25 protein-coding genes are annotated in these 25,979 nt (G+C 61.9%); 10 read left to right on the plus strand and 15 right to left on the minus strand.

The genetic code is table 11. From position 1 onward, the window contains the following. The first annotated feature begins 8 nt into the window (after positions 1-8). The 6 genes from HX792_RS13960 (at position 9) to HX792_RS13985 (ending at position 6,236) form a co-directional block, all read left to right on the plus strand. On the plus strand, positions 9-527 hold the full coding sequence (locus HX792_RS13960; protein ID WP_053131018.1) for an RNA polymerase sigma factor: 519 nt from the start codon (positions 9-11) through the stop codon (positions 525-527). After that, positions 524-1,486 carry a FecR family protein gene (locus tag HX792_RS13965; RefSeq protein WP_176996650.1) on the plus strand — a complete coding sequence of 321 codons (963 nt, stop codon included), beginning with the start codon at positions 524-526 and terminating at the stop codon, positions 1,484-1,486. Before HX792_RS13960 ends, HX792_RS13965 begins: the two co-directional genes overlap by 4 nt. Before the next feature lie 207 nt (positions 1,487-1,693). After that, on the plus strand, positions 1,694-4,126 hold the full coding sequence (locus tag HX792_RS13970) for a TonB-dependent siderophore receptor (protein ID WP_176996651.1): 2,433 nt from the start codon (positions 1,694-1,696) through the stop codon (positions 4,124-4,126). 63 nt (positions 4,127-4,189) lie between these two features. Beyond that, positions 4,190-5,293 carry a PepSY domain-containing protein gene (locus HX792_RS13975; protein ID WP_176996652.1) on the plus strand — a complete coding sequence of 368 codons (1,104 nt, stop codon included), beginning with the start codon at positions 4,190-4,192 and terminating at the stop codon, positions 5,291-5,293. Then, on the plus strand, positions 5,290-5,472 hold the full coding sequence (locus HX792_RS13980) for a hypothetical protein (RefSeq protein ID WP_176996653.1): 183 nt from the start codon (positions 5,290-5,292) through the stop codon (positions 5,470-5,472). Before HX792_RS13975 ends, HX792_RS13980 begins: the two co-directional genes overlap by 4 nt. A 134-nt stretch (positions 5,473-5,606) precedes the next feature. After that, positions 5,607-6,236 carry a glutathione S-transferase gene (locus HX792_RS13985; RefSeq protein WP_176996654.1) on the plus strand — a complete coding sequence of 210 codons (630 nt, stop codon included), beginning with the start codon at positions 5,607-5,609 and terminating at the stop codon, positions 6,234-6,236. 189 nt (positions 6,237-6,425) lie between these two features. Here HX792_RS13985 and creD read toward each other — a convergent pair whose 3' ends face one another. From creD to HX792_RS14015, 6 genes are all read right to left on the minus strand, one after another. Further along, positions 6,426-7,799: a cell envelope integrity protein CreD gene (creD, locus tag HX792_RS13990; protein ID WP_176996655.1), complete on the minus strand. Its 1,374-nt coding sequence runs from the start codon at positions 7,797-7,799 to the stop codon at positions 6,426-6,428. Positions 7,800-7,897: 98 nt separating this feature from the next. After that, positions 7,898-8,857, minus strand: coding sequence for a C-terminal binding protein (locus HX792_RS13995; RefSeq protein WP_176996656.1), 960 nt, complete (start codon positions 8,855-8,857; stop codon positions 7,898-7,900). Positions 8,858-8,866: 9 nt separating this feature from the next. Further along, the gene (locus tag HX792_RS14000; RefSeq protein ID WP_176996657.1) at positions 8,867-9,166 is read right to left on the minus strand and encodes an AzlD family protein; all 300 of its coding nucleotides are present in this window, start codon (positions 9,164-9,166) and stop codon (positions 8,867-8,869) included. Beyond that, positions 9,159-9,869, minus strand: a complete 711-nt coding sequence (locus tag HX792_RS14005) for an AzlC family ABC transporter permease (RefSeq protein WP_176996658.1) — start codon at positions 9,867-9,869, stop codon at positions 9,159-9,161. The genes HX792_RS14000 and HX792_RS14005 overlap by 8 nt, the downstream gene beginning before the upstream one ends. Next, positions 9,866-10,966 (minus strand): histidinol-phosphate transaminase, encoded by a 1,101-nt coding sequence (locus HX792_RS14010; protein WP_176996659.1) that lies wholly within the window; start codon positions 10,964-10,966, stop codon positions 9,866-9,868. Before HX792_RS14010 ends, HX792_RS14005 begins: the two co-directional genes overlap by 4 nt. 5 nt (positions 10,967-10,971) lie before the next feature. Continuing rightward, complete coding sequence (locus HX792_RS14015) at positions 10,972-12,162, minus strand: KamA family radical SAM protein (protein WP_176996660.1); 1,191 nt, start codon at positions 12,160-12,162, stop codon at positions 10,972-10,974. Between the two features lie 135 nt (positions 12,163-12,297). Between HX792_RS14015 and HX792_RS14020 the strand changes: the two genes are divergently transcribed. Next, on the plus strand, positions 12,298-13,701 hold the full coding sequence (locus tag HX792_RS14020; RefSeq protein WP_176996661.1) for a PLP-dependent aminotransferase family protein: 1,404 nt from the start codon (positions 12,298-12,300) through the stop codon (positions 13,699-13,701). A 17-nt stretch (positions 13,702-13,718) separates the two neighbouring features. Here the strand turns inward: HX792_RS14020 and creC are convergent, their stop codons facing one another. The 3 genes from creC to HX792_RS14035 are packed head-to-tail and all read right to left on the minus strand — an operon-like array spanning position 13,719 to position 16,324. Continuing rightward, positions 13,719-15,146 (minus strand): two-component system sensor histidine kinase CreC, encoded by a 1,428-nt coding sequence (gene creC, locus HX792_RS14025; RefSeq protein ID WP_176996662.1) that lies wholly within the window; start codon positions 15,144-15,146, stop codon positions 13,719-13,721. Then, the gene (gene creB / locus HX792_RS14030) at positions 15,146-15,814 is read right to left on the minus strand and encodes a two-component system response regulator CreB (RefSeq protein WP_176996663.1); all 669 of its coding nucleotides are present in this window, start codon (positions 15,812-15,814) and stop codon (positions 15,146-15,148) included. Before creB ends, creC begins: the two co-directional genes overlap by 1 nt. A 9-nt stretch (positions 15,815-15,823) precedes the next feature. Further along, positions 15,824-16,324 (minus strand): ATP-dependent zinc protease, encoded by a 501-nt coding sequence (locus HX792_RS14035; RefSeq protein WP_176996664.1) that lies wholly within the window; start codon positions 16,322-16,324, stop codon positions 15,824-15,826. A 174-nt stretch (positions 16,325-16,498) separates the two neighbouring features. On the opposite strand from HX792_RS14035, the gene HX792_RS14040 reads away from it, so the two are divergent. Continuing rightward, complete coding sequence (locus HX792_RS14040) at positions 16,499-17,386, plus strand: acyltransferase (protein WP_176996665.1); 888 nt, start codon at positions 16,499-16,501, stop codon at positions 17,384-17,386. Here HX792_RS14040 and HX792_RS14045 read toward each other — a convergent pair. Beyond that, positions 17,383-17,952 (minus strand): DUF2780 domain-containing protein, encoded by a 570-nt coding sequence (locus tag HX792_RS14045; protein ID WP_176996666.1) that lies wholly within the window; start codon positions 17,950-17,952, stop codon positions 17,383-17,385. The two genes, HX792_RS14040 and HX792_RS14045, sit on opposite strands and share 4 nt — an antisense overlap. 152 nt (positions 17,953-18,104) lie before the next feature. Here HX792_RS14045 and HX792_RS14050 point away from each other — a divergent pair, with 152 nt between their 5' ends. Then, positions 18,105-18,731 carry an RNA polymerase sigma factor gene (locus HX792_RS14050; protein WP_176996667.1) on the plus strand — a complete coding sequence of 209 codons (627 nt, stop codon included), beginning with the start codon at positions 18,105-18,107 and terminating at the stop codon, positions 18,729-18,731. After that, positions 18,728-19,405 (plus strand): anti-sigma factor domain-containing protein, encoded by a 678-nt coding sequence (locus HX792_RS14055; protein WP_176996668.1) that lies wholly within the window; start codon positions 18,728-18,730, stop codon positions 19,403-19,405. The genes HX792_RS14050 and HX792_RS14055 overlap by 4 nt, the downstream gene beginning before the upstream one ends. Positions 19,406-19,533: 128 nt before the next feature. Here the strand turns inward: HX792_RS14055 and fdhA are convergent, their stop codons facing one another. From fdhA to HX792_RS14080, 5 genes are all read right to left on the minus strand, one after another. Continuing rightward, positions 19,534-20,733 (minus strand): formaldehyde dehydrogenase, glutathione-independent, encoded by a 1,200-nt coding sequence (gene fdhA / locus HX792_RS14060; protein ID WP_016972852.1) that lies wholly within the window; start codon positions 20,731-20,733, stop codon positions 19,534-19,536. A gap of 185 nt (positions 20,734-20,918) precedes the next feature. Then, positions 20,919-21,776 carry a formyltetrahydrofolate deformylase gene (purU, locus tag HX792_RS14065; protein WP_005792124.1) on the minus strand — a complete coding sequence of 286 codons (858 nt, stop codon included), beginning with the start codon at positions 21,774-21,776 and terminating at the stop codon, positions 20,919-20,921. Between the two features lie 124 nt (positions 21,777-21,900). Next, positions 21,901-22,533 (minus strand): sarcosine oxidase subunit gamma, encoded by a 633-nt coding sequence (locus HX792_RS14070; RefSeq protein ID WP_176996669.1) that lies wholly within the window; start codon positions 22,531-22,533, stop codon positions 21,901-21,903. 124 nt (positions 22,534-22,657) lie between these two features. Next, the gene (locus tag HX792_RS14075) at positions 22,658-25,675 is read right to left on the minus strand and encodes a sarcosine oxidase subunit alpha (protein WP_176996670.1); all 3,018 of its coding nucleotides are present in this window, start codon (positions 25,673-25,675) and stop codon (positions 22,658-22,660) included. Next, positions 25,672-25,974, minus strand: a complete 303-nt coding sequence (locus HX792_RS14080) for a sarcosine oxidase subunit delta (RefSeq protein ID WP_010207083.1) — start codon at positions 25,972-25,974, stop codon at positions 25,672-25,674. The genes HX792_RS14075 and HX792_RS14080 overlap by 4 nt, the downstream gene beginning before the upstream one ends. Between the last annotated feature and the right edge of the window lie 5 nt (positions 25,975-25,979).

Below are 25,979 nucleotides of genomic sequence, written 5' to 3' on the forward strand. Positions count from 1 at the left end.
GTGATGCCTTGTCGTCGGTCCAGAACCCACACAGTGAGCTTGTTGGCGCGTTGTATCGCGACCATCGTGGCTGGCTGTTGGCCTGGCTGCGACGCAACGTGGCTTGCCCGAGCCGCGCCGAAGACCTGAGCCAGGACACCTTCATGCGCCTGCTGGGCCGTGACGAATTGCGCGAACCCCGCGAGCCACGCGCCTTTTTGGTAGCCATCGCCAAAGGGCTGCTGTTCGACTACTTCCGTCGCGCGGCCCTGGAACAGGCCTACCTCACCGAATTGATGCTGATCCCTGAAAGCGAACACCCTTCGCCCGAAGAGCAGCAACTGATCCTCGAAGACCTCAAGGCCATCGACCGCCTGCTCGGCAAGCTGTCGAGCAAGGCTCGCGCCGCGTTCCTCTATAACCGCCTCGACGGCCTGGGCCATGCAGAAATCGCCCAGCGCCTCGGCGTGTCCGTCCCTCGCGTGCGCCAGTACCTGGCCCAGGGCATTCGCCAGTGCTACATCGCGCTGTATGGCGAGCCGCTGTGACAAGCTCCCGGCCGGTCTCGGCCCGTGTGCTGGACGCCGCGATTGCCTGGCAACTGTCCCTCGACTCGGGGGACGGCAGTGCGGTGGAGCGTGAAGAATTCGCCAAATGGCTGGCCAGCGATGAAGAACACGCCCGTGCCTGGCGCCAACTGGGCATGCTCGACCAACGTTTCAGCATAGCTTCGGGCCCGGCACGGGCGGCGTTGCTGCAATCGCGTGAAGGCATTCGCCAGCGGGTGCGCAAGCTGGGCAGCGGCCTGGCGAGCATTGCACTGGTGATAGGCCTGGCGTTGTTTGCCGGTGAGCGCTACGTGCCAATCCACTATTGGATGGCTGATCAACGCACTGCGACAGGCGAGCAACGCACGCTGAAACTGGCGGACGGTACGCTGATCAACCTCAACACCCACAGCGCCATCGACGTGCGTTTTGATGAAAAGCGCCGTCTGATCGTGCTGCAAGAAGGCGAGATTCTGGTTGAGACCGGCCACAACGACGCCCGCCCTTTCTATGTGCAAACCCGCGACGGCAACCTGCGCGCCCTGGGCACGCGGTTTATCGTCAAGCGCGAAGACGACGCCACGCGCCTGAGCGTGCTGCAATCGGCCGTGGCCGCACAGCCCGAGGCGTTGCACCAGGAACAGATCTTCAAGGAAGGCCAGCAAGTGTTGATGCGCAGCGATGGCCTGGGCCCTGCGCTGGCCGTCACCCCCGCCACCGACGCCTGGACCCGCGGCATGCTGGTGGTGGACAACGCGCGCCTGGGCGATGTGGTTGGCGAGCTGAGCCGCTACCGCACCGGTTACCTGGGTGTGGATAAGAGCGTGGCAGATCTGCGGATTACCGGCAGCTTCCCGCTGCATGACACCACCCTGGCGTTGAATGCGCTGCTGCCCACCCTGCCGGTGCAGATCGAGCAGCACACACCGTGGTGGGTGACGGTCAGAGCCAAGCCTTAGGTTCTGCGGTGCCTGGGCTATTGCTATCGCAGGCAAGCCAGCTCCCACATTTTGACCGTGTGAACCCAATCAAATGTGGGAGCTGGCTTGCCTGCGAAGAGGCCCTCAAGGCCAACCGAAAAAAATATTTTCACCCTGCCCTATCACTTTTCAATTCTCGTTCGGCACCTAGGCAATTGAGAAATATTTCCATTCAGGAGCCGCCCTATGTCCCGCACGCTAGACACCTTGTTGCGCCCCAGCCTGTTAGCCGTGGCCATTGCCTTAAGCACCCCGCTGGCCAGCACTGCGCTGATGGCAGCCGAACAAGCCTCGAGCGTGCGCGCCTACAACCTGCCAGCGGCGCCGCTGGCCACCACGTTGAACCAGATCGCCAGCCAGGCCGGCCTGGCGTTGACCCTCAACCCGGCGCTGGCGTCGGGCAAGACCTCGGCACCGGTCAAAGGCCAGTTCGACCCACAGGGCGCGCTGCGTGAAGCTTTGCGTGGTACCGGTTTGCAATTGGAGCAAAGCAGTGCCGGCACCTTCACCCTGGTCGCGATCCCCGACGGTGTGGTGGCCCTGCCGGAAACCAACATCACCGGGCAAGACGCCAACTACGAAAGCGCCTGGGGCCCGGCGCAAGGCTACCTGGCGACACGTACCGCCGCTGGCACCAAGACCGACACCGCGCTGGTCGAAGCACCACGTTCGATCTCCGTCGCCACTCGCCAGCAAATGCAGGACCGCAACGTCCAGAACCTGGATGACGCAGTCAAATACATGCCCGGCATCGTGTCCGCCAGCTACGGCAGCGACACCCGTTACGACTGGATGCGCGTGCGTGGCTTCGAACCCACCCAATTCCTCGACGGCCTGCCGCTGCCACGCGGTGTGTACGCCAACCCGAAAGCCGAGACCTGGAACCTCGACCGCCTCGCCCTGCTGCGTGGCCCGGCTTCATCGATCTACGGCCAGACCCCACCCGGTGGCCTGCTGGACATGGTCAGCCGCCGTCCCAGCGCCGAATCGAGCAATGCCATCCAGGTGCAGTACGGCAGCGACAACTACCGCCAGATCAACTTCGCCAGCACCGGCAAGATCGACGATGAAGGCCAGTTCCTTTATGGCCTCAGCGGCGTGGTACGGGATGCCGGTACTCAGGTCGATCACATCGACAACAAGCGCTACAACATCGCGCCGAGCCTGACCTGGAACATCGACCCGGATACCAAGCTGACCTTCTTGTCGCAGTTCACTCGTGACGATACCGGCACCACCAGCCAGTTCATGCCGATCCAGGGCACCAAGATCCACTCGCCCTTGGGCGAAGTCTCGCACCACAAGAACCTGGGCGACCCGGACTACGAGTTCTACGACCGTACCTACTACGCACTGGGTTATGCGTTCGAACATCGTTTCAACGACACCTGGCAGTTCAAGCAGAACCTGCGCTACACCAAGTCGGAGCTGTCGTTCCAGCAACTGACCGTGGGCTCTTATGCCTTCTCGCCGGCCGATGCCGCAGGCAATATCAGCCGTTCAACCACCAACGTTGACGAGAACATCGGCCAGTTGGCGCTGGACAACAACTTCCAGGCCGACTTCGCGACCGGCGATATCAACCACACCCTGTTGCTCGGCCTGGATCACCAGCGCACCGATACGTCCTATCGGGCGATTTACGGCACTGCGTCGGGTATCAACATTTTCAACCCGATCAACACCCAGCCAACGCTGCGTCCAACCGGCGTGCGGCCGTTTTACGATTACAACCAGAAAACCGTACAAACCGGTCTCTACGTCCAGGACCAGATGGCCCTCGACAAATGGCGCCTGACCTTGGGCGGGCGTGAAGACTGGGTGCATCAGGGCACCACCTACTTCAACGACAACAACTCGACCAACACCGATCGCATCAAGCATTTCAGTGGCAACGCCGCGCTGAGTTATGTGTTCGACTCGGGCTTCGTACCGTACTTGTCCTACGCCGAATCCTTCCAACCGGCGAGCAACGCCGACACCAATGCCCTCACGACGTTTAAGCCGACCGAAGGCAAGCAATGGGAAATGGGCGTGAAGTACCAGCCGCCCGGCTCTAATACGTTGCTGAGCGCGGCGGTCTACGACCTGACCCAGAAGAACGTGCAGGTGACCACCCTCGGCGCGGGCGGCGAGCAGATCAACAGCCAGACCGGCGAAGTGAAGGTCAAGGGCCTGGAGCTGGAAGCCGTGTCTGACGTGACCGAGAACCTCAAGGTGATTGCGGCCTACACCCTGGCCAAATCCGAAGTGCAAAAAGGCATCTACAAGGGCAACCGCCTGACCTTGATGCCGAACCAGCAGGCTTCGCTGTGGACTGACTACACTTGGCACACAGGCCTTCTCGACGGCTTCGGTATCGGCTTCGGCGCCCGTTACACCGGCAACACCTATGGCGACCAGGCCAACACCTGGCTGGGCAAGGCAGATGCCTACACCGTGTTCGACGGCGCGGTGCATTACGACCTGGGCCGCCTGGACAACAGCCTCAAGGGCGCCTCGGTGAAGCTCAACGCCACCAACCTGTTCAACAAGGACTATCTGTCCACCTGTGATGGCAACTACTGCTACTTCGGCGACCAACGCAGCGTCGTCGCCAGCGCCACCTACCAGTGGTAATCGGCTGAGTTCATCACCAGGCCGCCCCCATGGGCGGCTTTGGTGTGTCTGAAGGTTGAAAAAATGAAAAGCAAAACCATCCGCCGCTGGTCCTTCATCCACACCTGGACCAGCCTGATCTGCACGGTGTTCCTGTTGCTGCTCGCCCTTACCGGCTTGCCGCTGGTGTTTCACCACGAGATCGACCACCTGCTGGGCAACGAGCCGGAACTGGCGCAGATGCCTGCCGATACGCCGCAGCTCAACCTGGAACAACTGGTGGCCAAGGCCCAGGCCCATCGCCCCGGCGAAGCCATGCAGTACCTGGCCTGGGACGAAGACGACAAGAACGGCGTGATCGCGATCATGGCCGCCACAGCCGGCACCGAACCCAATTCGTCGCACACCTTCATGCTCGATGCGCGCACCGGCGAAGCCGTGGAAACGCCGGCGGCCAACGGCGGGCTGACGCTGTTCCTGCTGCGCTTGCATGTGGACATGTTCGCCGGCCTGCCAGGCAAGTTGCTGCTGGCATTCATGGGCATCCTGTTTGTGGTGGCGATTGTCTCGGGCACGGTGTTGTACCTGCCGTTCATGCGCCGCTTGAAGTTCGCCACCGTGCGCCAGGACAAGTCCACCCGCCTGCGCTGGCTCGACCTGCATAACCTGATCGGCGTGGTCACCCTGACCTGGGCGCTGGTGGTGGGCGTGACCGGCGTGATCAGCGCCTGTGCCGACCTGATCATCGCTGCCTGGCGCCAGGACAGCCTCAGCGCGATGATCGAGCCGTACAAGAACGCCCCGCCGCTGACCCAGCGTGCACCGGCCACCGAGCTGCTGGCCATCGCCGCCAAGGCTGCGCCCGGCATGGAGCCGGACTTCATCGCCTTCCCCGGCACGCGCTTTTCCAGCGAGCACCATTACGCGGTGTTCATGAAAGGCAGCACCCACCTCACCTCGCACTTGCTCACGCCGGTGCTGATCGACGCCAGCACCCTGGCCGTCACCGCCATCGCCGAACGGCCGTGGTACATGGACGCCATGGGCATGTCCCAGCCGCTGCACTTTGGCGACTATGGCGGTATGCCGATGAAGATTCTGTGGGCGGTGCTGGATGTGCTGACCATCATCGTGCTGGGCAGCGGGGTCTACCTGTGGATTGTGCGGCGCAAGGCGGCCAAGCCATGAAGCCGCGGCAGTCGAGTTTCTGGAAGGTGTTTGGCATTCCCCTGGGGATTGGCGTGCTCAGTGCGGCGGGGCTGTTTGCGGCGTTGCTGGGGGATGGGCTGTGGGATTCGCTCAGTTGGGTGGGGTTGGGGATTCCTGCCGGCATTGGTGTATGGGGTTTGTTTAAGCGGCGCGGTTGAGGCCGTCATCGCAGGCAAGCCAGCTCCCACCTTGGAATGCATTACCCTGTGGGAGCTGGCTTGCCTGCGATGAGGCCTTCAAAAACACCCTCAATGCCTCTAGGCTAGCCGCAGCCCATTCTTGAGGTGTACCCATGTCCGCTCCCAGCATGACCTTGTTCCACAACCCCGCTTCACCCTTTGTCCGCAAAGTGCGCGTGCTGTTGATCGAAACCGGCCAGCAGGACCGCGTGGCCCTGCATGCGTGCATGCCAACACCGGTCGCCCCGGACGCCCAGGTGGTGCAAGGCAACCCCGTGGGCAAGATCCCGGCCCTGCGTCTGGCCGACGGGTCGGCACTGCACGACAGCCGGGTGATCCTCGACTACCTGGACCACCAGCACGTCGGCAACCCGCTGATCCCCCGCGACGGCTCCGCGCGCTGGCGCCGCCTGACCCTGGCGTCGATGGCCGACGGCATCATGGATGCGGCCGTGCTGGTGCGTTACGAGACCGCCATGCGCCCTGCAGAAAAACACTGGGACCAGTGGCTCGACGAGCAGCGCAACAAGATCCGCCGCACCCTCGCCGAGCTGGAACAGGACGCGATTGCCGAGCTGAGCAGCCATTTCGACATCGCGGCGATCAGCGTGGCATGCGCCTTGGGTTATCTCGATTTTCGTCATCCTGACCTGCAATGGCGTGATGCTAATCCCGAGCTTGCAGCCTGGTACGCCGAGGTCAGCCAGCGCCCTTCGATGCTTGAGACTCAGCCCCCGGTTTGAAAACCACCGCAGTCCCCTGTAGGAGCTGCGGTGCGACGATTCGACTTGCCAGCGATAGCGGAGTGTCAGCTTGCGACTCGTTGACTGGACCACCGCGATCGCTGGCAAGCCAGCTCCTACAGGGGGCAGTGGCGTGGTTGAGAAATGCGATAATCCGCGCCTTCATCTGCTGATCTTCACGCAACCCGATCATTGCACCGCCTCCAGGTCAAACTGCAGCGGCTCGACCGCCTTGCGCTTGCCCACGCCATACCAATCGAGCTTGCGCGTCAGCACCATCACCGTGCCCAGCAGGCCGAACAGCAACAGCGAACCCATCAGCAGCGCGTAATCCTCAGCACTCAGCAACCCGTACAACAAGCCATACAACGCCGCCAACCCCGCCGAAAAGCCCAGCCCGTGGCTGACGCTGCGCAGCACGTGGCACACGTAGAAACCGATCAACAACACACAGGCGCTGGCCGAGATGAGGTAAGCCATGGCGAACCCGATGTGCTCGGACAACGACAACAACAGCAAGTAGAAAAACGCCAGCGCAAACCCCACCAACGCGTACTGCACCGGGTGCACGGCCAGGTTCTTGAGCACTTCGAACAGGAAGAAGCCAGCGAAGGTCAGGGCGATGAACAGCAGCGCATATTTGATCGCACGGTCGCTCTTGAGGTACTGGTCCACCGGGTCAATGAAGTTGACGCCAAAGCCACGGTTGCTGAAGTCCTTGCAGCCCTGCCCGTCGAGACAGCTTTGCAGCGCTTGTTCAAGGTTGGTGGAGAAGAATGAGGTTTGCCAGGTCGCGGTAAAGCCTGTGTCGCTGACCTCACGCTGGGCGGGCAGGAAGTTGCCGATAAAGCTGGGGTGCGGCCAGTTGGACGCCAGGGTCACCTGGCTGGTCTTGCCTACCGGCACCACTTGCAGTTGTTCGGTGCCTTGCAGGCGCAGGTCGAAGGCGAACTCCACGACATAGGGCTTCTTGCTGTCTTGCTGCGGCAGCGCCACGTGCACGCCTTCACCCAACCAATCGACTTGGGAACCCGGTTCAAATTCCAGGCGCTGGTTGCCCAGTTCCAGCTTCAGCGCGTTTTCGATGCCGCGAATATCGCTGATGCCCACCGCCAGAAACGCCGGCTCAAAGCGGTAATCGGCAAAGTCTTCCGTGATGCCCATTTGCGCAGGCACTTCAAACCGCCCGCCGATGCGGGTGTCGGCATGGAACAGCCGCGCCTGGTAGATGCCCCGTGCGCGCAGTTCGGTCTGCACTTTGCCGTCGAGTTCAAATCGATCCGGCAGGAAATACAGACGACCGCGCTCTTCACGCGTGACTTCGTAGCGTTTGTTGAGCTTTTCATTGAGTTTCCACTCGCGCACGGTCTTGCGATAAGGCACCACCATCACCGGGCCGGTGAGGCGCTGGCTGTAGCTGGAGCTGCGGGCGATGTCCATCAATACACCGTCACGCAGCTGCTGGCGGTCGCTGATGATGCCGTTGATCATCAGCAACGGAATCAGCAACAGCAGGATCAGCAGCGCAATGGCGCCAAGTTTGAAAAGCAGACTGCGGTTCATGGGTCTCTCCCTGTTTTGATGGGGGGAGAGTGTGTGAGGGCTGCGTAGCGGTTTTATGGAGGCTGTGTGGAGAGTCTGTGGAGACTCTCCAGCGTGGGTCAATTGACCACGTTACGGTGGCTGCCCTGTTCAAGAATGCTCAACAGTACCTGTGCTGCCTTGGCCCGCAACTCCGGCAACGCCGCGTCGGAATAGAACGCGACATGCGGTGACAGCAACACATCATCACGGCCCAGGAATTGTTCGGGGATCGCTTGACGCTCGTCTTCGTAGACATCGAGCCCAAGCCCGGCCAACAGGCCGTCGGCCACGGCATCACGCAACGCCTGTGAGTCGATAATCGGACCACGTGCGGTGTTGATCAGGTACTTGCCATTGAGCATCGCCAGTTCCCGTGCGCCGATCAGGTGATGGGTCTGTTCATTCAGCGGCGTGTGAATGCTCACCAAGTCGGCCTTGTGCAGTAACTGCTCCAGCGTTTCGCAACGCTGCAGCCCCAAGGATTTTTCCACCCCGCTGCAGACAAGGGGGTCGTAAAAGCTGACCTGACAACCAAACGCCTTGAAGCGCAGCGCCGCCGCCATGCCGATCCGCCCACACCCAATAATGCCCACGTGCAGTTGGCTCATGCGCGGCAACGCGCCGACTTCACGCCAATCCCAACTGCCTCGCGACACCACCTCATGGCCGCGGGGCAAGCGGCGTAGCAACGACAGGGCCATGGACAATGCGTGATCAGCCACCTCTTCAGTCCCGTAGTCGGGCACGTTGGCCACTTCGATATGGCGCTGACGGGCTGCCACCAAGTCGATATTGTCAAACCCCACGGCCGCACGAACGATGCCCCGGCACCGTTCAAGGCGGTTGATGAACGCGGCTTGGAGCGGTACCAGGTGCCAACTGATCAGCCCGTCGCATTGCATCGCAGCCTGCGGCAGTTGGTCCGCATTGGAGACCTGGAACAGCGAGACGCTGGCCCGCCCACCGAATACATCCTGCTCAATGTCAGCCTTGCTCACGTAGCTGTTGTGAAGCGAGTCTATGATTCCGATTTTCATGGTTTTTCCTTAAATGAGCCAACGGATCGCCGCGCAGCTAAAGGTGCCTGCGGCGACGCCGAGCAAGGTGTTCTTGAACTTCCAGACCACCGCCACGGTGATCAGCGCCGCCAGCCAGATCGACACATCGCCGGTGGCGAGTTTCGGACTGATCAGCGCGGCCAGCAGCGCCGCCGGCAGGTTTTTCAGAAAGCGTTCTGTGAAGCCGTTAAGGCTGGTGCGCTCGGCCGTCACCAGCAACCCGCCGATGCGGGTGAGGTAGGTGACCAAAGCCATGCCGATGATTGCCGCCAGTTCCAACTCACTCATGGTCGATTCCCAGTTGTCCGGCCTGGGGCAACGCGGCCACCAACGCACTGGCGATAATCGCCGCAATCACCACCGACGCCTGGCCAATACCCGGCAACTGCGCCGCGTAGAAGGCGATGACCCCGGACAGCAGCCACGTGAAGAAATCCAGCGAGCGCTGCCACAGCAACACCATCAACGACAGGAACATCGCCACAAAGGTGAAATCCAGGCCGAAGTCCGCTGGCCGTGGAATATGGCTGCCCAATTGGGTCCCCAGCAGCGTGCCGCCAACCCAGCCGAAATAGATCAGCAGGCCGGCCTGCACGAAATAACGCAGGGACGGCGCCGACTTCTTGAAGCGGTGCTCGGCCAGTGCCCAGGTTTCATCGATCAGCAACAAGGAAAACGCGGGAATCAGCTTGCGCTTGGGTTCCTTGCGAAACGCTGGGCGCAGCGACAGACTCATCAACAAGTGCCGTAGATTGACCAACAGCGTCGTCAGCACGATGGCCACCAACGACAACTGCCCAGAGTGCCATTGCTCCACCGCCACAAATTGCGAAGCTCCCGCGAAGACCATCAGGCTCATGAGTGTGGCGGCGAGGGGCGACAGCCCGGCCTTGCTGGCCAATACGCCAAACACCAGGCCGAAGACAAAGCCGCTGATGACAATGGGCAAGGCGTCTTGAAAGGCGTCACGAAACTGCAGTTGAGGTTTCATTCAATGGCCCTCTCGAACAGTTCCAGCACGCGCTCCTCCAGGGCGGCTTCACAGACGGTGACCCGGATCAGGTTGGCAAACGCTGGATGCAGTGGCCGGTGCACGGCAATCCGGTGATCCAGCAGATGCTCCTGCAAGTGGTGAGCCGCCGCCGCAGTCGGCAACAACAGGCTGATGAAGTTGGTACCAGACGGCAGCACCCGGTAGCCCATCCCCCGCAACCGCTGGCTGAAGGCATCGCGCAGCAGGGCGTTGTTTTCCTGGATGGCTTCGGCGTGGTGCCGATCGTCCAGCGCCACGCGCGCGGCGTGCTGCACCAGGCCACCGACGGCGTAGTGAATGCGCACCTTGTCGAGCATGGCGATGGTCGCAGGATCGGCCAGCGCATACCCCAGGCGCAAACCGGCAAGGGCGTAGGCCTTGGACAGAGAACGCACCCGGATGCAGCCCTCAAGCACCCGCTCACTGTTCATCTGCAAGTCAGGGCAAAAGTCCAGGTAGGCTTCGTCCAGCAGTAAGGTGCAATCATCGGGCAAGGAAGACGCCAACTCCTGAACCGCTTCAAACGACCACCAACTGCCCGTCGGATTATCCGGGTTAGCCAGGTAGACCACCTTGGCGCCGCAACGCACGGCTTCAAGCAACAACCCAGGAATGTTCACTGCCAGGCTGGTGTCCGTGCGGTGATACGGGGTTTCGACCACCTCACACCCCGCCGCTTTGGCGAAATACGCAAAGGTTGGATAGGTGCCAGCACTGCATATCACCCGGTCCCCCGGCGCGCACAAGGCTCGAATGCACAACGCCAGGACCGCATCGGCGCCGCTGTCCAGGCACAGATGCGCCGGGTTGAAACCGTGAGCCGCCGCCAGTGCCTGGCGTAGGGCAAAGGCTTGCGGATCGCCATACAGCCGTGCGTGTTCGCAAAAGTCATTGCCGTAGCGCTCGCGCAACGCGGTGAGTGGCGCGTCGAGGCATTCATTGCCGCCCAGGCGCAAGTCGACCTGCCTGCCCGTGCGCTGTTCAAAGGCGACCATGCCAGGAAACGGGTTGGGGTTGTCCAGGCCCGTCAGATGGCTGGCAAAACGATTGACCATAAGGTTCATTCCGGAAAAGTGCAGGGCTGGCCTTGCCAGTTGGTGTACTGCAGGTATTCACCGTCGCTGCGTCGCTGCAGGGTCGGCAGACCGTTCAGCAGATCCAGGGGCACGGTGTATTTGCCGGTTTTGTGAGGCAGTACGTATTCAGGCACGGCGATATTCGACAGCCTGCGCTTCATGCGGCTGACCAAGGCCACGGCGTCGCTGATGTCGGTACGGAAGGCCTGGGAACCGGGTGAGAACGGCATGAAGTGATACAAGTAGTGCGGCTGGATGCCGTGCCGGTAGAGGGTCAGGCACAACTCGGCCATCGTGTCGTAGTCGTCGTTGATGCCACTGAGCAATGGGATGTTGGCGAACAGGATCGGGCACACGCTGCGCAGGCGCTTGGCTGCTTGCAGGAAGTCTTCCGTGACTTCCCGGGGGTGGACGATATGCAAGCCTATGGCAGTGACGTCGTGCCGCCCGAGGACCTCCACGAGTTGATCAGTAATACGGTAGGGGTTGAAGGTCAGCGCACGGGTGTGCAGGCGGATGATCAGGTTGGGGCGAATCGCTCGCAGGTCGCCAAGGTAGCCATCCAGGTGTTTGTCGGAATGCATCAACGGCTCGCCGCCACTGAGGATCACTTCATCGAGCTGCGGGTTCTGACGGATGTAGTCGAGCGTATCGAGCCAGTCCTGCTTGCGCATTGAGCTTTTAACGGTCTGTTTTTCCAGGGTGCGCAAGGCTTCGTAACAGAACTGGCAATACGCGTGGCAGACGTTGGCCAGGCGCAGGATGACCCGATTGTCGTATTTGTGCTGACAGATCGGCGTCACCATTTCGTCGGGCAATTCCCAGTTTTCCGACTCGCCGTCGTAGCCCAGGGCCTCGGCGGCAGGGGTGCTGTTCCAATCGGGAATCAATTGACGCCAAAAGGGGTCATCTGTCAGGGGGCGCCGATGCTGATCAACCTTGATCAGGCCCAGGGTGTAAGGAGTTACCGTAAGTTTGCGGTCTTCCAGGTGCTGGCCAATGCGCTGCAGCCAACCATCCTGTGCCAACCCCGGAAAGTAGCCCAGCAGCTCATCAAGCTTGGTCACTGCATTGCGCTGTTGCCATTTCCAGTCGCTCCAGTTGTCGAGGTCGGTCACGGCCAAGGGCTGACTGTTGCGGGGTGCCAATACCGACGGTGACAAAACGTGCGTCATCACTATTCCTCCTGAATTAAGCTGACAGTCCGTCAGGCTTACTCCAGAAATCCCGGCAACCCAAAAACAGTGCTGGTCCTGCTGTGATAACTGTTAGAAGATTTGCCCTAACACTTCATGGTCAGGGTCACAGGGATGGAACTCATACTAGACCGCTCACCAAAGACTGCCGTCATCGAACAGCTGGTGAGTGCCATCAAGGAGGCTATCGGGCGTGGCGAGATCAAGCCCGGGCAGCGTTTGCCGTCCATTCGCGAGCTCAGCGCCAGGCACGACCTGAGCTTCCATACCGTCGTCAGCGCTTACGAGCGCCTGGAAATCAATGGGTGGATCAGCGCCAGCCAAGGCCGTGGTTTTTTCGTCGAGGCCCAGGCGAGCAAACCACCGGCGCCTGCCCAGATGGCGCCCCTGGAAGCCATTGACCGAGGAAACTTGAACGCCTTCTGGCGGATCTTCCATGGCGATGCCTACAGCATGAAACTGGGCTGCGGCTGGCTGCCGCCGGCTTGGCGCGACACCCAGGCCCTGGCGAGGATCATCCGCCGTACGGCCAACTTCGCCCACAGCTCGCTGATCGAATACGGCGATCCACTCGGTCATTTGCCGCTGCGCCAGAACCTTGCCCAACACCTGCACAACAGGCTGGCCTTAACGGTCAACCCCGATCAGGTGCTGACCACCCTCGGCGCCACCCAGGCGCTGGACCTGGTGATTCGCAAACTTATCGAGCCCGGCGATTGCGTACTGGTGGACGACCCCTGCAACAGTAACCTGGTGCAACTGCTGGCCCTGCGCGGTGCCACGGTGGTCGGCGTCGCGCGGCTGCCTGACGGCCCGGATATCGAAGCACTGGAAAAAACCCTGGCCAGCCGAACCGTAAAAGCCTTCTTCATCAACTCGCAATTTCACAACCCCACCGGCTCATCGTTGAGCCCGCACAGGGCTTTCCAGATTTTACAGCTGGCTTATCAGTACGATCTGCTGCTGGTGGAAGATGACGTTTACGGCGACCTGACCGGCGAACACGGCACGCGGCTGGCGACCCTCGACGGCTTGCGCAAAGTGATCTACATCAGCAGCTTTTCCAAGACACTCTCGGCCAGCCTAAGGGTGGGCTATTTGGTGGCACCGCCCCACCTGATTGCAGCGTTGGCCGACTTGAAACTGCTGACCAGCGTCGCCGTGCCGAGCTTCTGCGAGCGTTTTCTCAGCACGATCCTGTCGGACGGTATTTACGAACGGCACTTGAACCTGGTTCAACGCAAATTGCAGACCCACCAGGCGATCGCTCAAGCGAGTTTCCAACGCTGGGGCTGGGAGATCTTCCACCTGCCCGATGGCGGGTTGTTTCTCTGGATACGCCACCCCGAACTGACTCAAACCGATGACTTCCTTGAACGCGCCTACAAGCAGGGCATCCTGCTGGCGCCCGGCCAGTTGTTCGACGCCAATGGTCTCAAGAGCCCCTGGTTGCGCATCAACGTCGCACACCTGGACCCGGCCAAAGCCCAGCGGCTGTTCCAGAAGCCTTTCGGTTGAGTCATGCAGGCCTCTGCTCAGTCGACGTCGGGCAGCCACAGCACCACAAGCACGCCGCCGGCAACGTTGCCGATCTGTAGCCCGCCGTTATGCAACTGCATCACTTCTTGCACGAAGTTCAATCCCAGCCCGGTGCTCTTGCGCCCGCTCACAGGCCGTGGCAACGAGTAAAAACGCTCGCTCAAGCGCGGTAGGGCATAGTCGGGAATCGGCTCAGCCTGGTTGAACAGGCTCACCTCAATCTTGTTATCCCGGCGCTGCGCCGAGAAGCGCAGCGTGCCGCCAGGGGGCGTGAAATCCAGCGCATTTTCCAGCAGGTTGCCGAGGGCCTGTTGCAGCAGAAAGGGCTCGCCAAACAGCTGCACATCCGCGGCGATCCCTTGCTCCACGTGCAAGTCGAAGCGCTGGATACGCGCACATTGAGCGTTGAGTACGTTGTCCACCATGGTTGCCAGCGGCACCGCCACTTGCTCTTCCAGGCCTTGGCGCTGCTCGACCTGCGCCAGGTTCAGCAGGCGCTCGATCAACTGCTGCAGGCGCGCACTTTCGCTGTCGATATTGCCGACAAAACGCTGCTGCTGCTCGCGGCTCATATCGCCCTGCAACAGCTCCGCCGCGCCACGAATCGCCGCCAGCGGGCTTTTCAGTTCGTGGGTCAGGGTGTGCACGTAATGTTCGACGTAGGCCTTGCCCTCCAGCTGCGTGCGCATGTGCTCCACGGCCGTGGACAGCTGCTTCAACTCGCCGCCCCGGTAGTGAGGCAACTCAGCGCGCCGGCCTTCGCTGACAGCCTCTGCGTACGCCGTGAGCCGGCGCAGGGCCACGCTCAGCCACCATGACAGCAACGCACCGAGCAACAGACCGAGAATCACCAACCCGGCGCCGTACCACAGCAGGCGGCGTTCGGTACGGTCCACATAAGGCTGCAATGAACTGTTGGGCTTGGCCACGGTGACCACGCCGATGATCTGGCCGTTGTCACGGATCGGCGCGCCCACGTGCATCACCGACGACGCCGGGTCGTCCAGTTCGCTGCGGGTGGAACGGGCGCCGTACTCGCCGCGCAGAGTCAGGTACACGTCGTTCCACTTGGAGTAGTCCTGGCCCACCGCCTCGCCCGTGGAATCGAGCAACACCGTGCCTTTTGCGTCGGTGACGTAGATACGGTGATTAACCTGGTTTTTCGGCAGGCCCCAGATTGTCGCGCCCGGCTGGCGGTTGCCGTAGGCCTTGAGCAGTTCGGGCCAGTGGCTTTGGCCGAGGGTGCCGTTTTTTACGTCATCGCGCAGGATCTCGGCCAGCAGGTTGGCGGTGTCCACCAGGGTTTCTTCGGTGGACTGGCGCACGCCCGGGCGGATTTCCTTCATCACCGTGCTGAGCACAAAGTAGCCGGTGAGACCGATAAACAGCGCGTACACCAGGAAGATCCGCAGCCCCAGGCGCATCAGCTATTGCTCGGGCTGTAGCTGTAACCGAGGCCGCGGTGGGTCTGGATCGGCTCGGCATCGGCGGCCACGATCCGCAGTTTGCTGCGCAGGCTTTTGATATGGCTGTCGATATTGCGCTCATAGCCGGCATCCGCCGCCACGCCCACCGCATCCAGCAACTGCTCGCGGCTGAACACCCGCTCGGGTTGCTCCAGCAGGCTTTGCAGCAGGCGGAACTCATGGCGTGTGAGGCCCAGCGGCTGGCCGCGATAAGCGATCTGCATGCGATCCAGATCAACCTGGAACACCGTGGGCGCAGTGCCCGGGCCGATGCGCTTGAGGATCGCCCTGACCCGCGCCGTCACCTCCCGAGGGCTGAACGGCTTGACCACATAATCGTCGGCGCCGATCTCCAGCCCCACCACGCGGTCGATCTCGCCATCCCGCGCACTGAGGAACATCACCGGCACTTCACTGAAACGGCGCAGTTGCTTGCAGGTTTCAAACCCCGTGATGTCGGGCAGGCCGATGTCGAGGATGACCAAATCGGCCGGTGTCTGACGCTGATGGGCCAGCGCTTCCTGGCCGAGGCTCAGCCAGGTGGTGGTGAAGCCCTCGCCTTGCAGGGCAAAAATCAGCGTGTCGGCGATGGCCGCTTCGTCTTCGACAATCAGGATATGCGGCATGGTGGTCCGTCAGCAGTCCGGTTTGTCAGCAGTGTAACGACGGGCCGGGTTTACCGCTGCACCGAATTCACGCAGGGCCTTGGCGCCGATCAGCAGCGGGTAGTTGAAACTGCTGCGGTCGGTGAGGTTGACCTCGACAGTGCGCTTGACGTTGCCCAGGCACATTTCCAGGTCGATCACCGGGCGCTTGGCCACGGTGGCTTCGTCCTTGTCGTCGTCTTCATCGGCGCGGCTCTTGATCTTGCTGATGCGCGACACCTTGTGTTCGTAGACTTTGTCACTCGCGTCCTTGCCGCCGAGGCGGAAACGCACCCAGTCGTCACCGTCACGCTGGAAGGTTTCGATGTTGCGGGCCGACAGCGAGGCGGTCAGCGCGCCGGTGTCCATCTTGGCCTTGAAGGTTTGGCCGATCTCCGGCAGTTGGATGTATTCATAGCGACCGTAGAGGGTCGGTTCGGCGGCCATGACGGGCAAGGCAACCAGGGCAAAGGCGGCAAGGAGCAGTTTCACGAAGTGATTTCCTCGGAAAGAAGTAGGCGGATTCTAGACCGCAAAAGCGCCGGTTAGTTAGCTCGCTTGCAGCATACCCGGTACATTGTGAAACATTCGCCGGGCGATTTGCGATTTGGCCTCTAGACTCACCTCTCTTATGATGGCCCGCCCACCGGACACCAAGAGTTGCTTATGCGCCGCCTGCTCACCGGCTGTTTCGTCACACTGCTGCTATTGCTCAACACCCTGGTCCTCTTCGGCCCGTTGATGGTGTTTGCCCTGCTCAAGCTGATCGCCCCCGGCCGCTTGCGCGACTACATGTCCTGGGCGGTGATGTGGATCGCCGAGACCTGGGCCGAGATCGACAAGCTGATCTTCTCGCTGTGCATCCCGACCCAATGGGACATTCGCGGCGGCGATGACCTGCGCGGTGACACCTCCTACCTGGTGATCAGCAACCACCAATCCTGGGTGGACATCCCGGCACTGATCCAGACCCTCAACCGCCGCACGCCTTTCTTCAAATTCTTCCTGAAAAAAGAGCTGATCTGGGTGCCTTTCCTGGGCCTGGCGTGGTGGGCGCTGGACTACCCCTTCATGAAGCGCTACACCAAGGCCTTCCTGGCCAAGCACCCGGAACTGGCCGGGCAGGATCTGAAAATCACTAAAGAAGCCTGCGAGCTGTTCAAGCGCCAGCCGGTGACAGTGGTCAATTACCTGGAAGGCACGCGGTTCAGCGAAGCCAAGCGCAAACAGCAGGAGTCACCCTTTGCCCGGTTGCTCAAGCCCAAGGCGGGCGGCGTGGCGTTTGTACTGGCGGCGATGGGCGAACAGCTGGACGCGATCCTCGACGTCACCGTGGTGTATCCACAGGAGAAGATCCCGGGTTTCTGGGACTTGATCAGCGGCGCCGTGCCGAAGGTGATCATCGATATCCGCACCCGTGAGCTGGACCCGGCGTTGTGGCAGGGGGATTACGAGAATGATCCGGCATTTCGCCAGACTGTCCAGAACTGGGTGAACCAGCTCTGGATGGAGAAGGACGCGCGCATCGAACAGCTGCGCGCGACAGGACGTTAACCGCCAGTACCCCACGCCTGGGCCAGTTTGCCCAAGACCGAACTGCTGGCACCCTGGCCGCCCAGGTATTGCAGGATCACCGGCGCAAACTGGCCGATCATCCCACTGTCCATGCCCAGCGCGCTGAACGCGGTGTTCAGGTCGCTGGTGTTCTTCACGTTACCCAGCAGGCCATCGAGGCCGCTGGTCTTGCTGCCGCCACTCTGGCCGAGCATCCCGCTCAAGGCGCCGAGGCTGCCCAGGGAGTTGCTCCCCGAGAGTTGATCCAGGCCCGGTACGCTTTTGCCCAGTTGCGAGTAGTCGGTGCTGCTCAGCTGGTTCTTGGCCAGGCCCAGCATGGCGCCGGTGCCGCCCACGGCTTGTTCCGGGGTGACGTTCAATTGCGAGGTCAGGGCGCTCAGCAGGCCGGCGGTCTGGGAGCTGGGCGCTGCTGCCGCCGCCTTGTTGTTGCCCTGGGCGCCGGAGACGGCATTGGCCACGTCACCGAGGCTGAAACCTGCGGCAAACACCGGGCCAGCGGCCACACTCAGCAGGCAGGACAGGGCAAAACCGCGTGAAATCTTCATCAAGACAACCTCTGAAAGTAGGAGCTAAAAAGCAGGCGTTTGACTGACAGTCCCAAAGGAATGTTCCCACCTCAAGATTAGTTCAGAAAAAGCTGCATCCGGATTACGTGCTCGCGCGTATAACAGGCATGCACCGCCCGGAGTCGGATGGAATGAATGCAAGAGCTGAACTACCCTCTGCCTACCGTGCGCAGTCCCGTCGCTCTCGTTCGAGTGCTTGGAGAAGCCCTATTTCCATCAACGATGCTGATCCGCTGCGGCCCTTGCTGGCCCAATGCGCCCTGGGCAACCGCCAGGCGTTCGAAACCCTTTACCGCAGTGTCTCACCGCGCCTGCACGGTGTGGCCTTCCGTTTCATGGGCCGCTCGGACCTGGCCGACGAAGTGCTGCAAGAGGCCTTCGTGCGCATCTGGTACAACGCCTCGCGCTACGAGGCGCACCTGGCGGCACCGATGACCTGGATGGTCAACATCACCCGCAACCTGGCCATCGACCAACTGCGCAAACGCCGCGAGCAACCGCTGGCAGACGGCCAACAAGACGCGATGCTCGACGACAGCCCCAGCGCCCACGAACAGCTCGACAGCGAGCGTGACGCCCGCGCCCTCAACCGCTGCCTCGACACCCTGGACGGCATGCAACGCCAGTCCATCACCGTGGCTTATTTCCAGGGCCTGTCGTGCTCGGAACTGGCCGAACACCTGGCCGCGCCCCTGGGCTCGGTCAAATCCTGGATTCGTCGCGGCATGGAGCGCCTGCGCAGGTGCCTTGAATCATGAACTACCAAACCACCGCCCTGCGCCGCGCCCTCGCCGCCGACTACGCCATCGGCTTGATGCCGGCCACCGCGCGCCGACGTTTTGATGCCCTGTTGCTCGACGATGCCGCGCTGCGGGTCGAACTCGGCCACTGGCAGGACGCCCTCGCCAGCCTGACCGGCGCGCTGCCCGAACGGCCGGTGCCGGAACATGTGTGGGAGGGCATCAAGGCGCGCATCGAACCGCAGGTGCTGCATATGCCGGCGAAGAAACCGTTCTGGATGAGTTTCCGCGTGCTGGCTGCCGCCTGCGCCGTGGTAGTGGCGCTGTTGGTGGGCGTGCTGTACCAGCGCGATATCGGCCCCGAGTACAGCGCCACACTGGCCAGCGCCAACCAGCAACCGGCGCTGCAGATCCAGGCGTTTGGCGATCATTTGCAAGTGGAGGCGCTGTCACTGGCCGCCGTGGAACCGACGCGCGCCTTGGAACTGTGGGCTATCCCGGCTGGCGGTAAGCCGGTGTCCCTGGGCCTGGTGCCTGTTGCCGGCAAAGGTCGAATTCAGTTGAGCAAGGAGCAGCAGGCATTGCTCACCGCCCCGCTAACCCTCGCCGTCAGCCTGGAACCACAGGGCGGCTCGCCCACTGGGCAACCCACCGGCCCCGTGCTGTATCAGGGCCAATTGGCATCAATTTAAGCCGAGCCAAAACACCATGGGAGGGGGCTTGCCCCCGATAGCGGTGTTTCAGCCAACAAATAAGCGACTGACACTACGCCATCGGGGACAAGCCCCCTCCCACATTTGGATTTACGCGTGTTTGAGATTTACGCCGCGCTGAACAGCTTGTGCGGATCGATCACAAACTTCTTCGGCACACCCGCATCGAACTCGCCATAACCACGCGGCGCGTCATCCAGGCTGATCACCTGCACACCGACGATTTCGGCAATGTTGATTCGGTCCCACATGATCGCCTGCATCAACTGGCGGTTGTACTTCATCACCGGGGTCTGGCCGGTGTGGAAGCTGTGGGATTTAGCCCAGCCCAGGCCAAAGCGAATGCTCAGGCTACCCATCTTCGCGGCGGCATCCACAGCACCCGGGTCTTCGGTCACGTACAGGCCGGGGATACCGATCTTGCCTGCCACACGCACCACGCCCATCAGCGAGTTAAGCACAGTGGCAGGAGCCTCCGCCTTCACGCCTTCGTGACCATGACCACGAGCTTCGAAGCCTACGGCGTCGACCGCGCAATCCACTTCCGGCTCGCCCAGTAGTGCGGCGATCTGTTCGTGCAGCGGAGTGTCCTTGGACAGGTCGGCAATTTCAAAACCCTGGGCCTTGGCGTGGGCAAGGCGCACCGGGTTGACGTCACCGATGATCACCACCGCCGCACCCAGCAGGCGGGCAGAAGCGGCTGCGGCCAGGCCAACCGGGCCGGCACCGGCGATGTAGACGGTGCTGCCCGGGCCAACGCCGGCCGTCACAGCGCCGTGGTAGCCGGTCGGCAGAATATCGGAGAGGCAGGTCAGGTCGCGGATTTTCTCCATGGCCTTGTCGCGGTCCGGCAGTTTGAGCAGGTTGAAGTCAGCGTACGGCACCAGCACGTACTCGGCTTGGCCACCGGTCCAGTCGCCCATGTCGACATAGCCGTAGGCGCCACCGGCACGGGCCGGGTTGACGGTCAGGCACACGCCGGTGTGTTGTTCCTTGCAGGAGCGGCAACGGCCGCAGGCCACGTTGAACGGCACGGACACCAGGTCGCCGATTTTCAGGTTCTCGACGTCGCTGCCCTTCTCGATCACTTCGCCGGTGATCTCGTGACCGAGCACCAGGCCGGTCTGGGCGGTGGTACGGCCGCGGACCATGTGTTGGTCGGAGCCGCAGATGTTGGTGGAGACCACGCGCAGGATGACGCCGTGCTCAATCTTCCTGCCACGGGGGTCCTGCATTTTGGGATAGTCGATTTTCTGTACTTCGACCTTGCCGTTGCCGAGATACACGACACCACGATTACCAGACATGCTTTCACCTCGCTGTTGTTTTTATGGAACCACGTTGCCCAGGCAGGCAGCGCGTTTAAGTGCTCGGGTACAGATGCTGTTTCTTGTGTTGTTTATTAGGGCCTCATCGCAGGCAAGCCAGCTCCCACATTTGATCGGGTTCACACGGTCAAAAATGTGGGAGCGGGCTTGCCCGCGATAGCGATCTAAAGAACGACCGTGCGATTGGCGTTCAAGAACACCCGCCGCTCAATGTGATACCCCACCGCCCGGGCCAACGTCAGCCCTTCGATATCGCGCCCCTTGGCAATCAAGTCCTCGGGGTAGTGGCTGTGGTCCACCACCTCCACGCCCTGGGCAATAATCGGGCCCTCATCCAGGTCGTTGTTGATGTAATGCGCCGTGGCGCCCACCAGCTTCACACCCTTGTTGTACGCCTGGTGATACGGCTTCGCGCCTTTGAACCCCGGCAGCAACGAGTGGTGAATATTGATGGCCTTGCCATCGAGCTTGCGGCACAGCTCCGGCGACAGCACTTGCATGTAGCGCGCAAGGATCACCAGCTCGGCGCCGGTGTCTTCCACCACTTGCCACACCTGACGCTCCTGGGACGGTTTGTCGTTGGGGTCGAGGGGGAAATGGTAGTAGGGAATCTGGTGCCAGTCGGCCAACGGCTTCAAATCGGGGTGGTTGGACACCACCGCGACCACGTCCATCGACAGTTGGCCGATGCGTTGGCGGTACAGCAGGTCGTTCAGGCAGTGATCGGCCTTGGAGACCATGATCACCACTTTTGGCCGGTAGTTCGGCGCCGTCAGTTCGAAGATCATGCCGAAGGCTTCACCGCGCGTGGCCAGGCCATCGCGGAAAGCCTGCTCGTCAAACCCGTCGGGCTGGCGGAATTCCACACGAATGAAGAACCGACCCGAAAGGCGATCATCGAACGAATGGTGCTCGGTGACGTAGCAGCCCTGCTCGAACAGGTAGCGGGTGACCGCATCCACCGTGCCGAGCACGCTGGGGCAGTCGGCGGTCAAAATCCATGTGTCGGGTGCGCGGCTCATTGCAAAACACTCCTCAACCATCTGCATGCAACGCAACCTTGTAGGAGCCGGCTTGCCGGCGATGGCGTTCTCAAGACCGCTATCGCCGGCAAGCCAGCTCCCACAATGTCAGCGTTGCGTCATATCAGGCTTCTACGCTCAGGCCGAACTCGGCCGACGCATCCTGCAGCCACAACCACCAGTAGTCCGAGAAGCTGCGACGGATCAGCAGTTCCCACGTGTCTTCGGCCGTGTGGCGGATCACCAGTTGCGACTTGGCGAACACCGTGCCCACCGCCTTGCCCACCGGGAAGTTGTTGGGGTGCACGTCGTAGCTGGTGGACTTCATCAGCACATCGCGTACGTTCGGGCCGCGCAGTTCTAGGATCTGCTGGCCGCCGCTGACGTTGACGACCTGGATATGCAAATCACCCAGGGCGGCACGCAGGTTTTGCTCGGCGGCAAATTCTTCCCCACTTGGCACGACCAGTAGCCACTCATCCGGGCCGAGCCATTGCAGGCTGGTTTCACCCTTGACGATGACTTGCAGGGCGCCGGGCAATTCGATGCCCAGGGCCTTGTGTACGCCGGCCGCGAAGGCGGCGTCATGGCCGTCGCCACGAATCGTCAGGTGGCCCAAAAGTTTCTTTTCACGCACGGTCACGCCGGCGTTCTTGCGGCCCTTGCCGACCAGGCTGGCGAGGTCGGCATGGTGCAGCGACGACTCGGCCTTGGCACCGGAAGTGGGGCGTTGTTGGTAAACATTGGCTGCTGTCATGGAGCACCTGTTCTGAATGCTGTGCTGTCTGTTCGGGCCTCATCGCGGGCAAGCCCGGCTCCCACAGGGGAATGCATTCCAAATGTGGGAGCTGGCTTGCCTGCGATGCAGGCGACTCGGTCTGTCAGATGTTCTGGCGATCGCCTTTCGGGTCGAAGAACACCGAGGAAACAATCTCCGCCTCGATCACGCTGCCATCCGCTTGCGGTGAGAACACCCGCTCGCCCATGCGCTTCAAGCCGCCCTTCACCACCGCCATCGCGAACGAATAGCCGAGGGAGTTATGGGCATAGCTTGAGGTGACGTGGCCGACCATCTTCATCGGGATCGTCTGCTTCGGATCGAACACCAGCTGGGCGCCTTCCGGCAGCCACACTTTTGGATCGACCGGCTTCAAGCCCACCAGTTGCTTGCGCTCTTCGCGCACGCAGTCTTCACGGTTCATGCCGCGCCAGCCGATCCACGAGAACGGCTTGGTACGGCCGACGCACCAGCCCATGTTCAGGTCGTCCGGGGTCATCGAGCCGTCGGTGTCCTGGCCGACGATGATGAAGCCCTTCTCGGCCCGCAGTACGTGCATGGTTTCGGTGCCGTACGGGGTCAGGTTGTATTTCTTGCCTGCCTCGACGATTTTTTCCAGCACGCCCATGGCGTAGTCGGCCTGCACGTTGACTTCGTACGACAGCTCACCGGTAAACGAGATCCGGAACACGCGCGCCGGTACGCCGCCGACCAGACCTTCCTTCCAGGTCATGAACGGGAAGCCGTCCTTGTCCAGGTCGATGTCGGTCACTTCGCTCAACAGCTTGCGGCTGTTGGGCCCGGACAGGGTCATGGTCGCCCAGTGGTCGGTGACCGAGGTGAAGTACACCTTCAGGTCTGGCCATTCGGTCTGCTGGTAGATTTCCAGCCACTGCAACACGCGAGCCGCGCCGCCGGTGGTAGTGGTCATCAGGAAGTGGTTGTCGGCGATGCAAGCGGTCACGCCGTCATCGAAGACCATGCCGTCTTCCTTGCACATCAGGCCGTAGCGCGCCTTGCCCACGTCGAGCTTGGTCCAGGCGTTGGAGTAGATGCGGTTGAGGAACTCACGCGCATCCGGGCCCTGGATGTCGATCTTGCCGAGGGTGGACGCATCCAGCAGGCCGACGCTGTCGCGCACGGCCAGGCATTCGCGTTTCACCGCAGCGTGCAGGTCTTCACCGTTGCGCGGGAAATACCAAGGGCGTTTCCACTGGCCAACGTCTTCAAACTCGGCGCCGTTCTTCACGTGCCAGGCTTGCAGCGCGGTGTAGCGCACTGGCTCGAAGATGTGCCCACAGTGACGGCCCGCGACCGCACCGAAAGTCACCGGCGTGTAGTTCGGCCGGAACATGGTGGTGCCCATCTGCGGGATAGTCACGTTCAGCGAACGGGCGGCAATGGCCAGGCCGTTGACGTTGCCCAGCTTGCCCTGGTCGGTGCCGAAGCCCAGCGCGGTGTAGCGTTTGACGTGCTCGACCGACTCGAAACCTTCGCGGGTCGCCAGTTCGATGGCGGCGGCGGTCACGTCGTTTTGCAGGTCGACAAATTGCTTCGGCGCCCGTGCAGTCGGTTTGTCATGCGGTACCTGGTAGACAGCCAGTGTCGGCTCTTCCAAGCGGCTCAAAGCTTTTGGCAGAGTGCCTTCCACTGGTGCAAACCCGGCTTCGCTGGCCGCGCGCACGCCACCTTCAAAGCCGTCCGCCAGGGAATCACCGAGGCCGTAGACGCCGTTGATGCCCCCCACGCACACGCGTTTCTGCGGGGCTTCGCCCGGTACGAAACCGAGGATGTCTTCACGCCAGGTCGGCTTGCCACCCAGGTGCGAAGCCAAGTGAACCACCGGGCTGTAACCGCCGGAGCTGGCGACCAGGTCGCACTCCAGCCACTCGCCAGGGCTGGTGACTTTGTGGGCTTTCACATCAATCGCGGCCACGCGGGCAGCGGTGACGTGTTTGCTGCCACGGGCCTCGATCACGGCGCTGCCGGTGAGGATACGAATGCCTTTGGCACGCGCCTCTTCCACCAAGGCGCCGCGTGGGTTGTGGCGCACATCGGCCACCGCCACCACTTGCAGGCCCGCGTCGAGCCAGTCCAGCGCAACACGGTAGGCATGGTCGTTGTTGGTCGACAACACCAGCTTCTTGCCCGGTGCCACGCCGTAGCGGCGCACGTAGGTCGAAACGGCACCGGCCAGCATGTTGCCCGGCACGTCGTTGTTGCCGTACACCAGCGGACGCTCGCACGCGCCGGTGGCCAGCACCACACGCTTGGCGCGTACACGGTGAATACGCTGGCGCACCACACCAATCGGCGCACGGTCACCGAGGTGATCGGTGAGGCGTTCGTGAATGGTCAGGAAGTTATGGTCGTGGTAGCCGTTGACGGTGGCGCGAGGCAGCAGCACCACGTCCGGCAGGGCTTTCAATTCAGCAATGACGCTGGCGACCCATTCGGCGGCCGGCTTGCCGTCGAGGCTTTCGCGGGAATCGAGCAACGAGCCGCCGAACTCTTCCTGCTCATCGGCGAGGATCACACGGGCACCGCTGCGCGCCGCTGCCAGTGCAGCAGCCAGGCCTGCAGGGCCTGCGCCGACGACCAGCACGTCGCAGTGACGGTTCATGTTGTCGTAGGTGTCCGGATCGTTCTCGGTCGGCGAACGGCCAAGGCCAGCTGCCTTGCGGATGTACTTCTCGTACGTCATCCAGAACGATTGCGGGTACATGAAGGTTTTGTAGTAGAAACCCGGCGGCATCAGCTTGCCGCCGACCTTGCCGAGAATGCCCATCACGTCATTGTTGACGTTCGGCCAGCCGTTGGTGCTGGTCGCGACCAAACCTTGGTACAGCGCCTGTTGCGTGGCGCGCACGTTAGGGATCTGGGTGGCTTCGGTGGCGCCGATCTGCAGCACCGCGTTCGGCTCTTCGGCGCCGGCCGCAAAGATGCCGCGAGGGCGCGAGTACTTGAAGCTGCGGCCGATGATGTCGACGCCATTGGCCAGCAGGGCTGCGGCCAGGGTGTCGCCTTCAAAGCCTTTGTAGGTCTGGCCGTTGAAGCTGAAGGTCAGGACTTTATTACGGTCGATCCGGCCACCGTTGGACAGGCGATTGGTCTGGCTCATACCTTCTCTCCAGAGGCCTTGGCGGTGAATTGTGGCTTCTCACCGATCTTGTAGGTTTCAAGAATTTCGTAGGTCAGGGTGTCACGCGTGGCGTTGAAGTACTGGCGGCAACCGGCAGCGTGAATCCACAGCTCGTGGTGCAGGCCACGGGGGTTATCGCGAAAGAACATGTAGTCGCCCCACTCTTCATCGGTGCAGGCATTCGGGTCCAGCGGGCGCGGGATGTGCGCTTGGCCGGAGGCGTGGAATTCCTCTTCGGAGCGCAGTTCGCCACAGTGAGGACAGAAGATATGCAACATAGGGA

The organism is Pseudomonas sp. B6002, from assembly GCF_013385985.1.
In the GTDB taxonomy this organism is placed as follows: Bacteria; Pseudomonadota; Gammaproteobacteria; order Pseudomonadales; family Pseudomonadaceae; genus Aquipseudomonas.

Excerpts from the sequence above, each read along its gene's own strand:
- HX792_RS13970 (WP_176996651.1), top strand. The coding sequence starts at position 1,694 with ATGTCCCGCACGCTAGACACCTTGTTGCGCCCCAGCCTGTTAGCCGTG.
- HX792_RS13975 (WP_176996652.1), top strand. The coding sequence starts at position 4,190 with ATGAAAAGCAAAACCATCCGCCGCTGGTCCTTCATCCACACCTGGACC.
- HX792_RS13980 (WP_176996653.1), top strand. The coding sequence starts at position 5,290 with ATGAAGCCGCGGCAGTCGAGTTTCTGGAAGGTGTTTGGCATTCCCCTG.
- HX792_RS13985 (WP_176996654.1), top strand. The coding sequence starts at position 5,607 with ATGTCCGCTCCCAGCATGACCTTGTTCCACAACCCCGCTTCACCCTTT.
- creD (WP_176996655.1), bottom strand. The coding sequence starts at position 7,799 with ATGAACCGCAGTCTGCTTTTCAAACTTGGCGCCATTGCGCTGCTGATC.
- HX792_RS13995 (WP_176996656.1), bottom strand. The coding sequence starts at position 8,857 with ATGAAAATCGGAATCATAGACTCGCTTCACAACAGCTACGTGAGCAAG.
- HX792_RS14000 (WP_176996657.1), bottom strand. The coding sequence starts at position 9,166 with ATGAGTGAGTTGGAACTGGCGGCAATCATCGGCATGGCTTTGGTCACC.
- HX792_RS14005 (WP_176996658.1), bottom strand. The coding sequence starts at position 9,869 with ATGAAACCTCAACTGCAGTTTCGTGACGCCTTTCAAGACGCCTTGCCC.
- HX792_RS14010 (WP_176996659.1), bottom strand. The coding sequence starts at position 10,966 with ATGGTCAATCGTTTTGCCAGCCATCTGACGGGCCTGGACAACCCCAAC.
- HX792_RS14015 (WP_176996660.1), bottom strand. The coding sequence starts at position 12,162 with ATGACGCACGTTTTGTCACCGTCGGTATTGGCACCCCGCAACAGTCAG.
- HX792_RS14020 (WP_176996661.1), top strand. The coding sequence starts at position 12,298 with ATGGAACTCATACTAGACCGCTCACCAAAGACTGCCGTCATCGAACAG.
- creC (WP_176996662.1), bottom strand. The coding sequence starts at position 15,146 with ATGCGCCTGGGGCTGCGGATCTTCCTGGTGTACGCGCTGTTTATCGGT.
- creB (WP_176996663.1), bottom strand. The coding sequence starts at position 15,814 with ATGCCGCATATCCTGATTGTCGAAGACGAAGCGGCCATCGCCGACACG.
- HX792_RS14040 (WP_176996665.1), top strand. The coding sequence starts at position 16,499 with ATGCGCCGCCTGCTCACCGGCTGTTTCGTCACACTGCTGCTATTGCTC.
- HX792_RS14045 (WP_176996666.1), bottom strand. The coding sequence starts at position 17,952 with ATGAAGATTTCACGCGGTTTTGCCCTGTCCTGCCTGCTGAGTGTGGCC.
- HX792_RS14050 (WP_176996667.1), top strand. The coding sequence starts at position 18,105 with ATGAATGCAAGAGCTGAACTACCCTCTGCCTACCGTGCGCAGTCCCGT.
- HX792_RS14055 (WP_176996668.1), top strand. The coding sequence starts at position 18,728 with ATGAACTACCAAACCACCGCCCTGCGCCGCGCCCTCGCCGCCGACTAC.
- fdhA (WP_016972852.1), bottom strand. The coding sequence starts at position 20,733 with ATGTCTGGTAATCGTGGTGTCGTGTATCTCGGCAACGGCAAGGTCGAA.
- purU (WP_005792124.1), bottom strand. The coding sequence starts at position 21,776 with ATGAGCCGCGCACCCGACACATGGATTTTGACCGCCGACTGCCCCAGC.
- HX792_RS14070 (WP_176996669.1), bottom strand. The coding sequence starts at position 22,533 with ATGACAGCAGCCAATGTTTACCAACAACGCCCCACTTCCGGTGCCAAG.
- HX792_RS14075 (WP_176996670.1), bottom strand. The coding sequence starts at position 25,675 with ATGAGCCAGACCAATCGCCTGTCCAACGGTGGCCGGATCGACCGTAAT.
- HX792_RS14080 (WP_010207083.1), bottom strand. The coding sequence starts at position 25,974 with ATGTTGCATATCTTCTGTCCTCACTGTGGCGAACTGCGCTCCGAAGAG.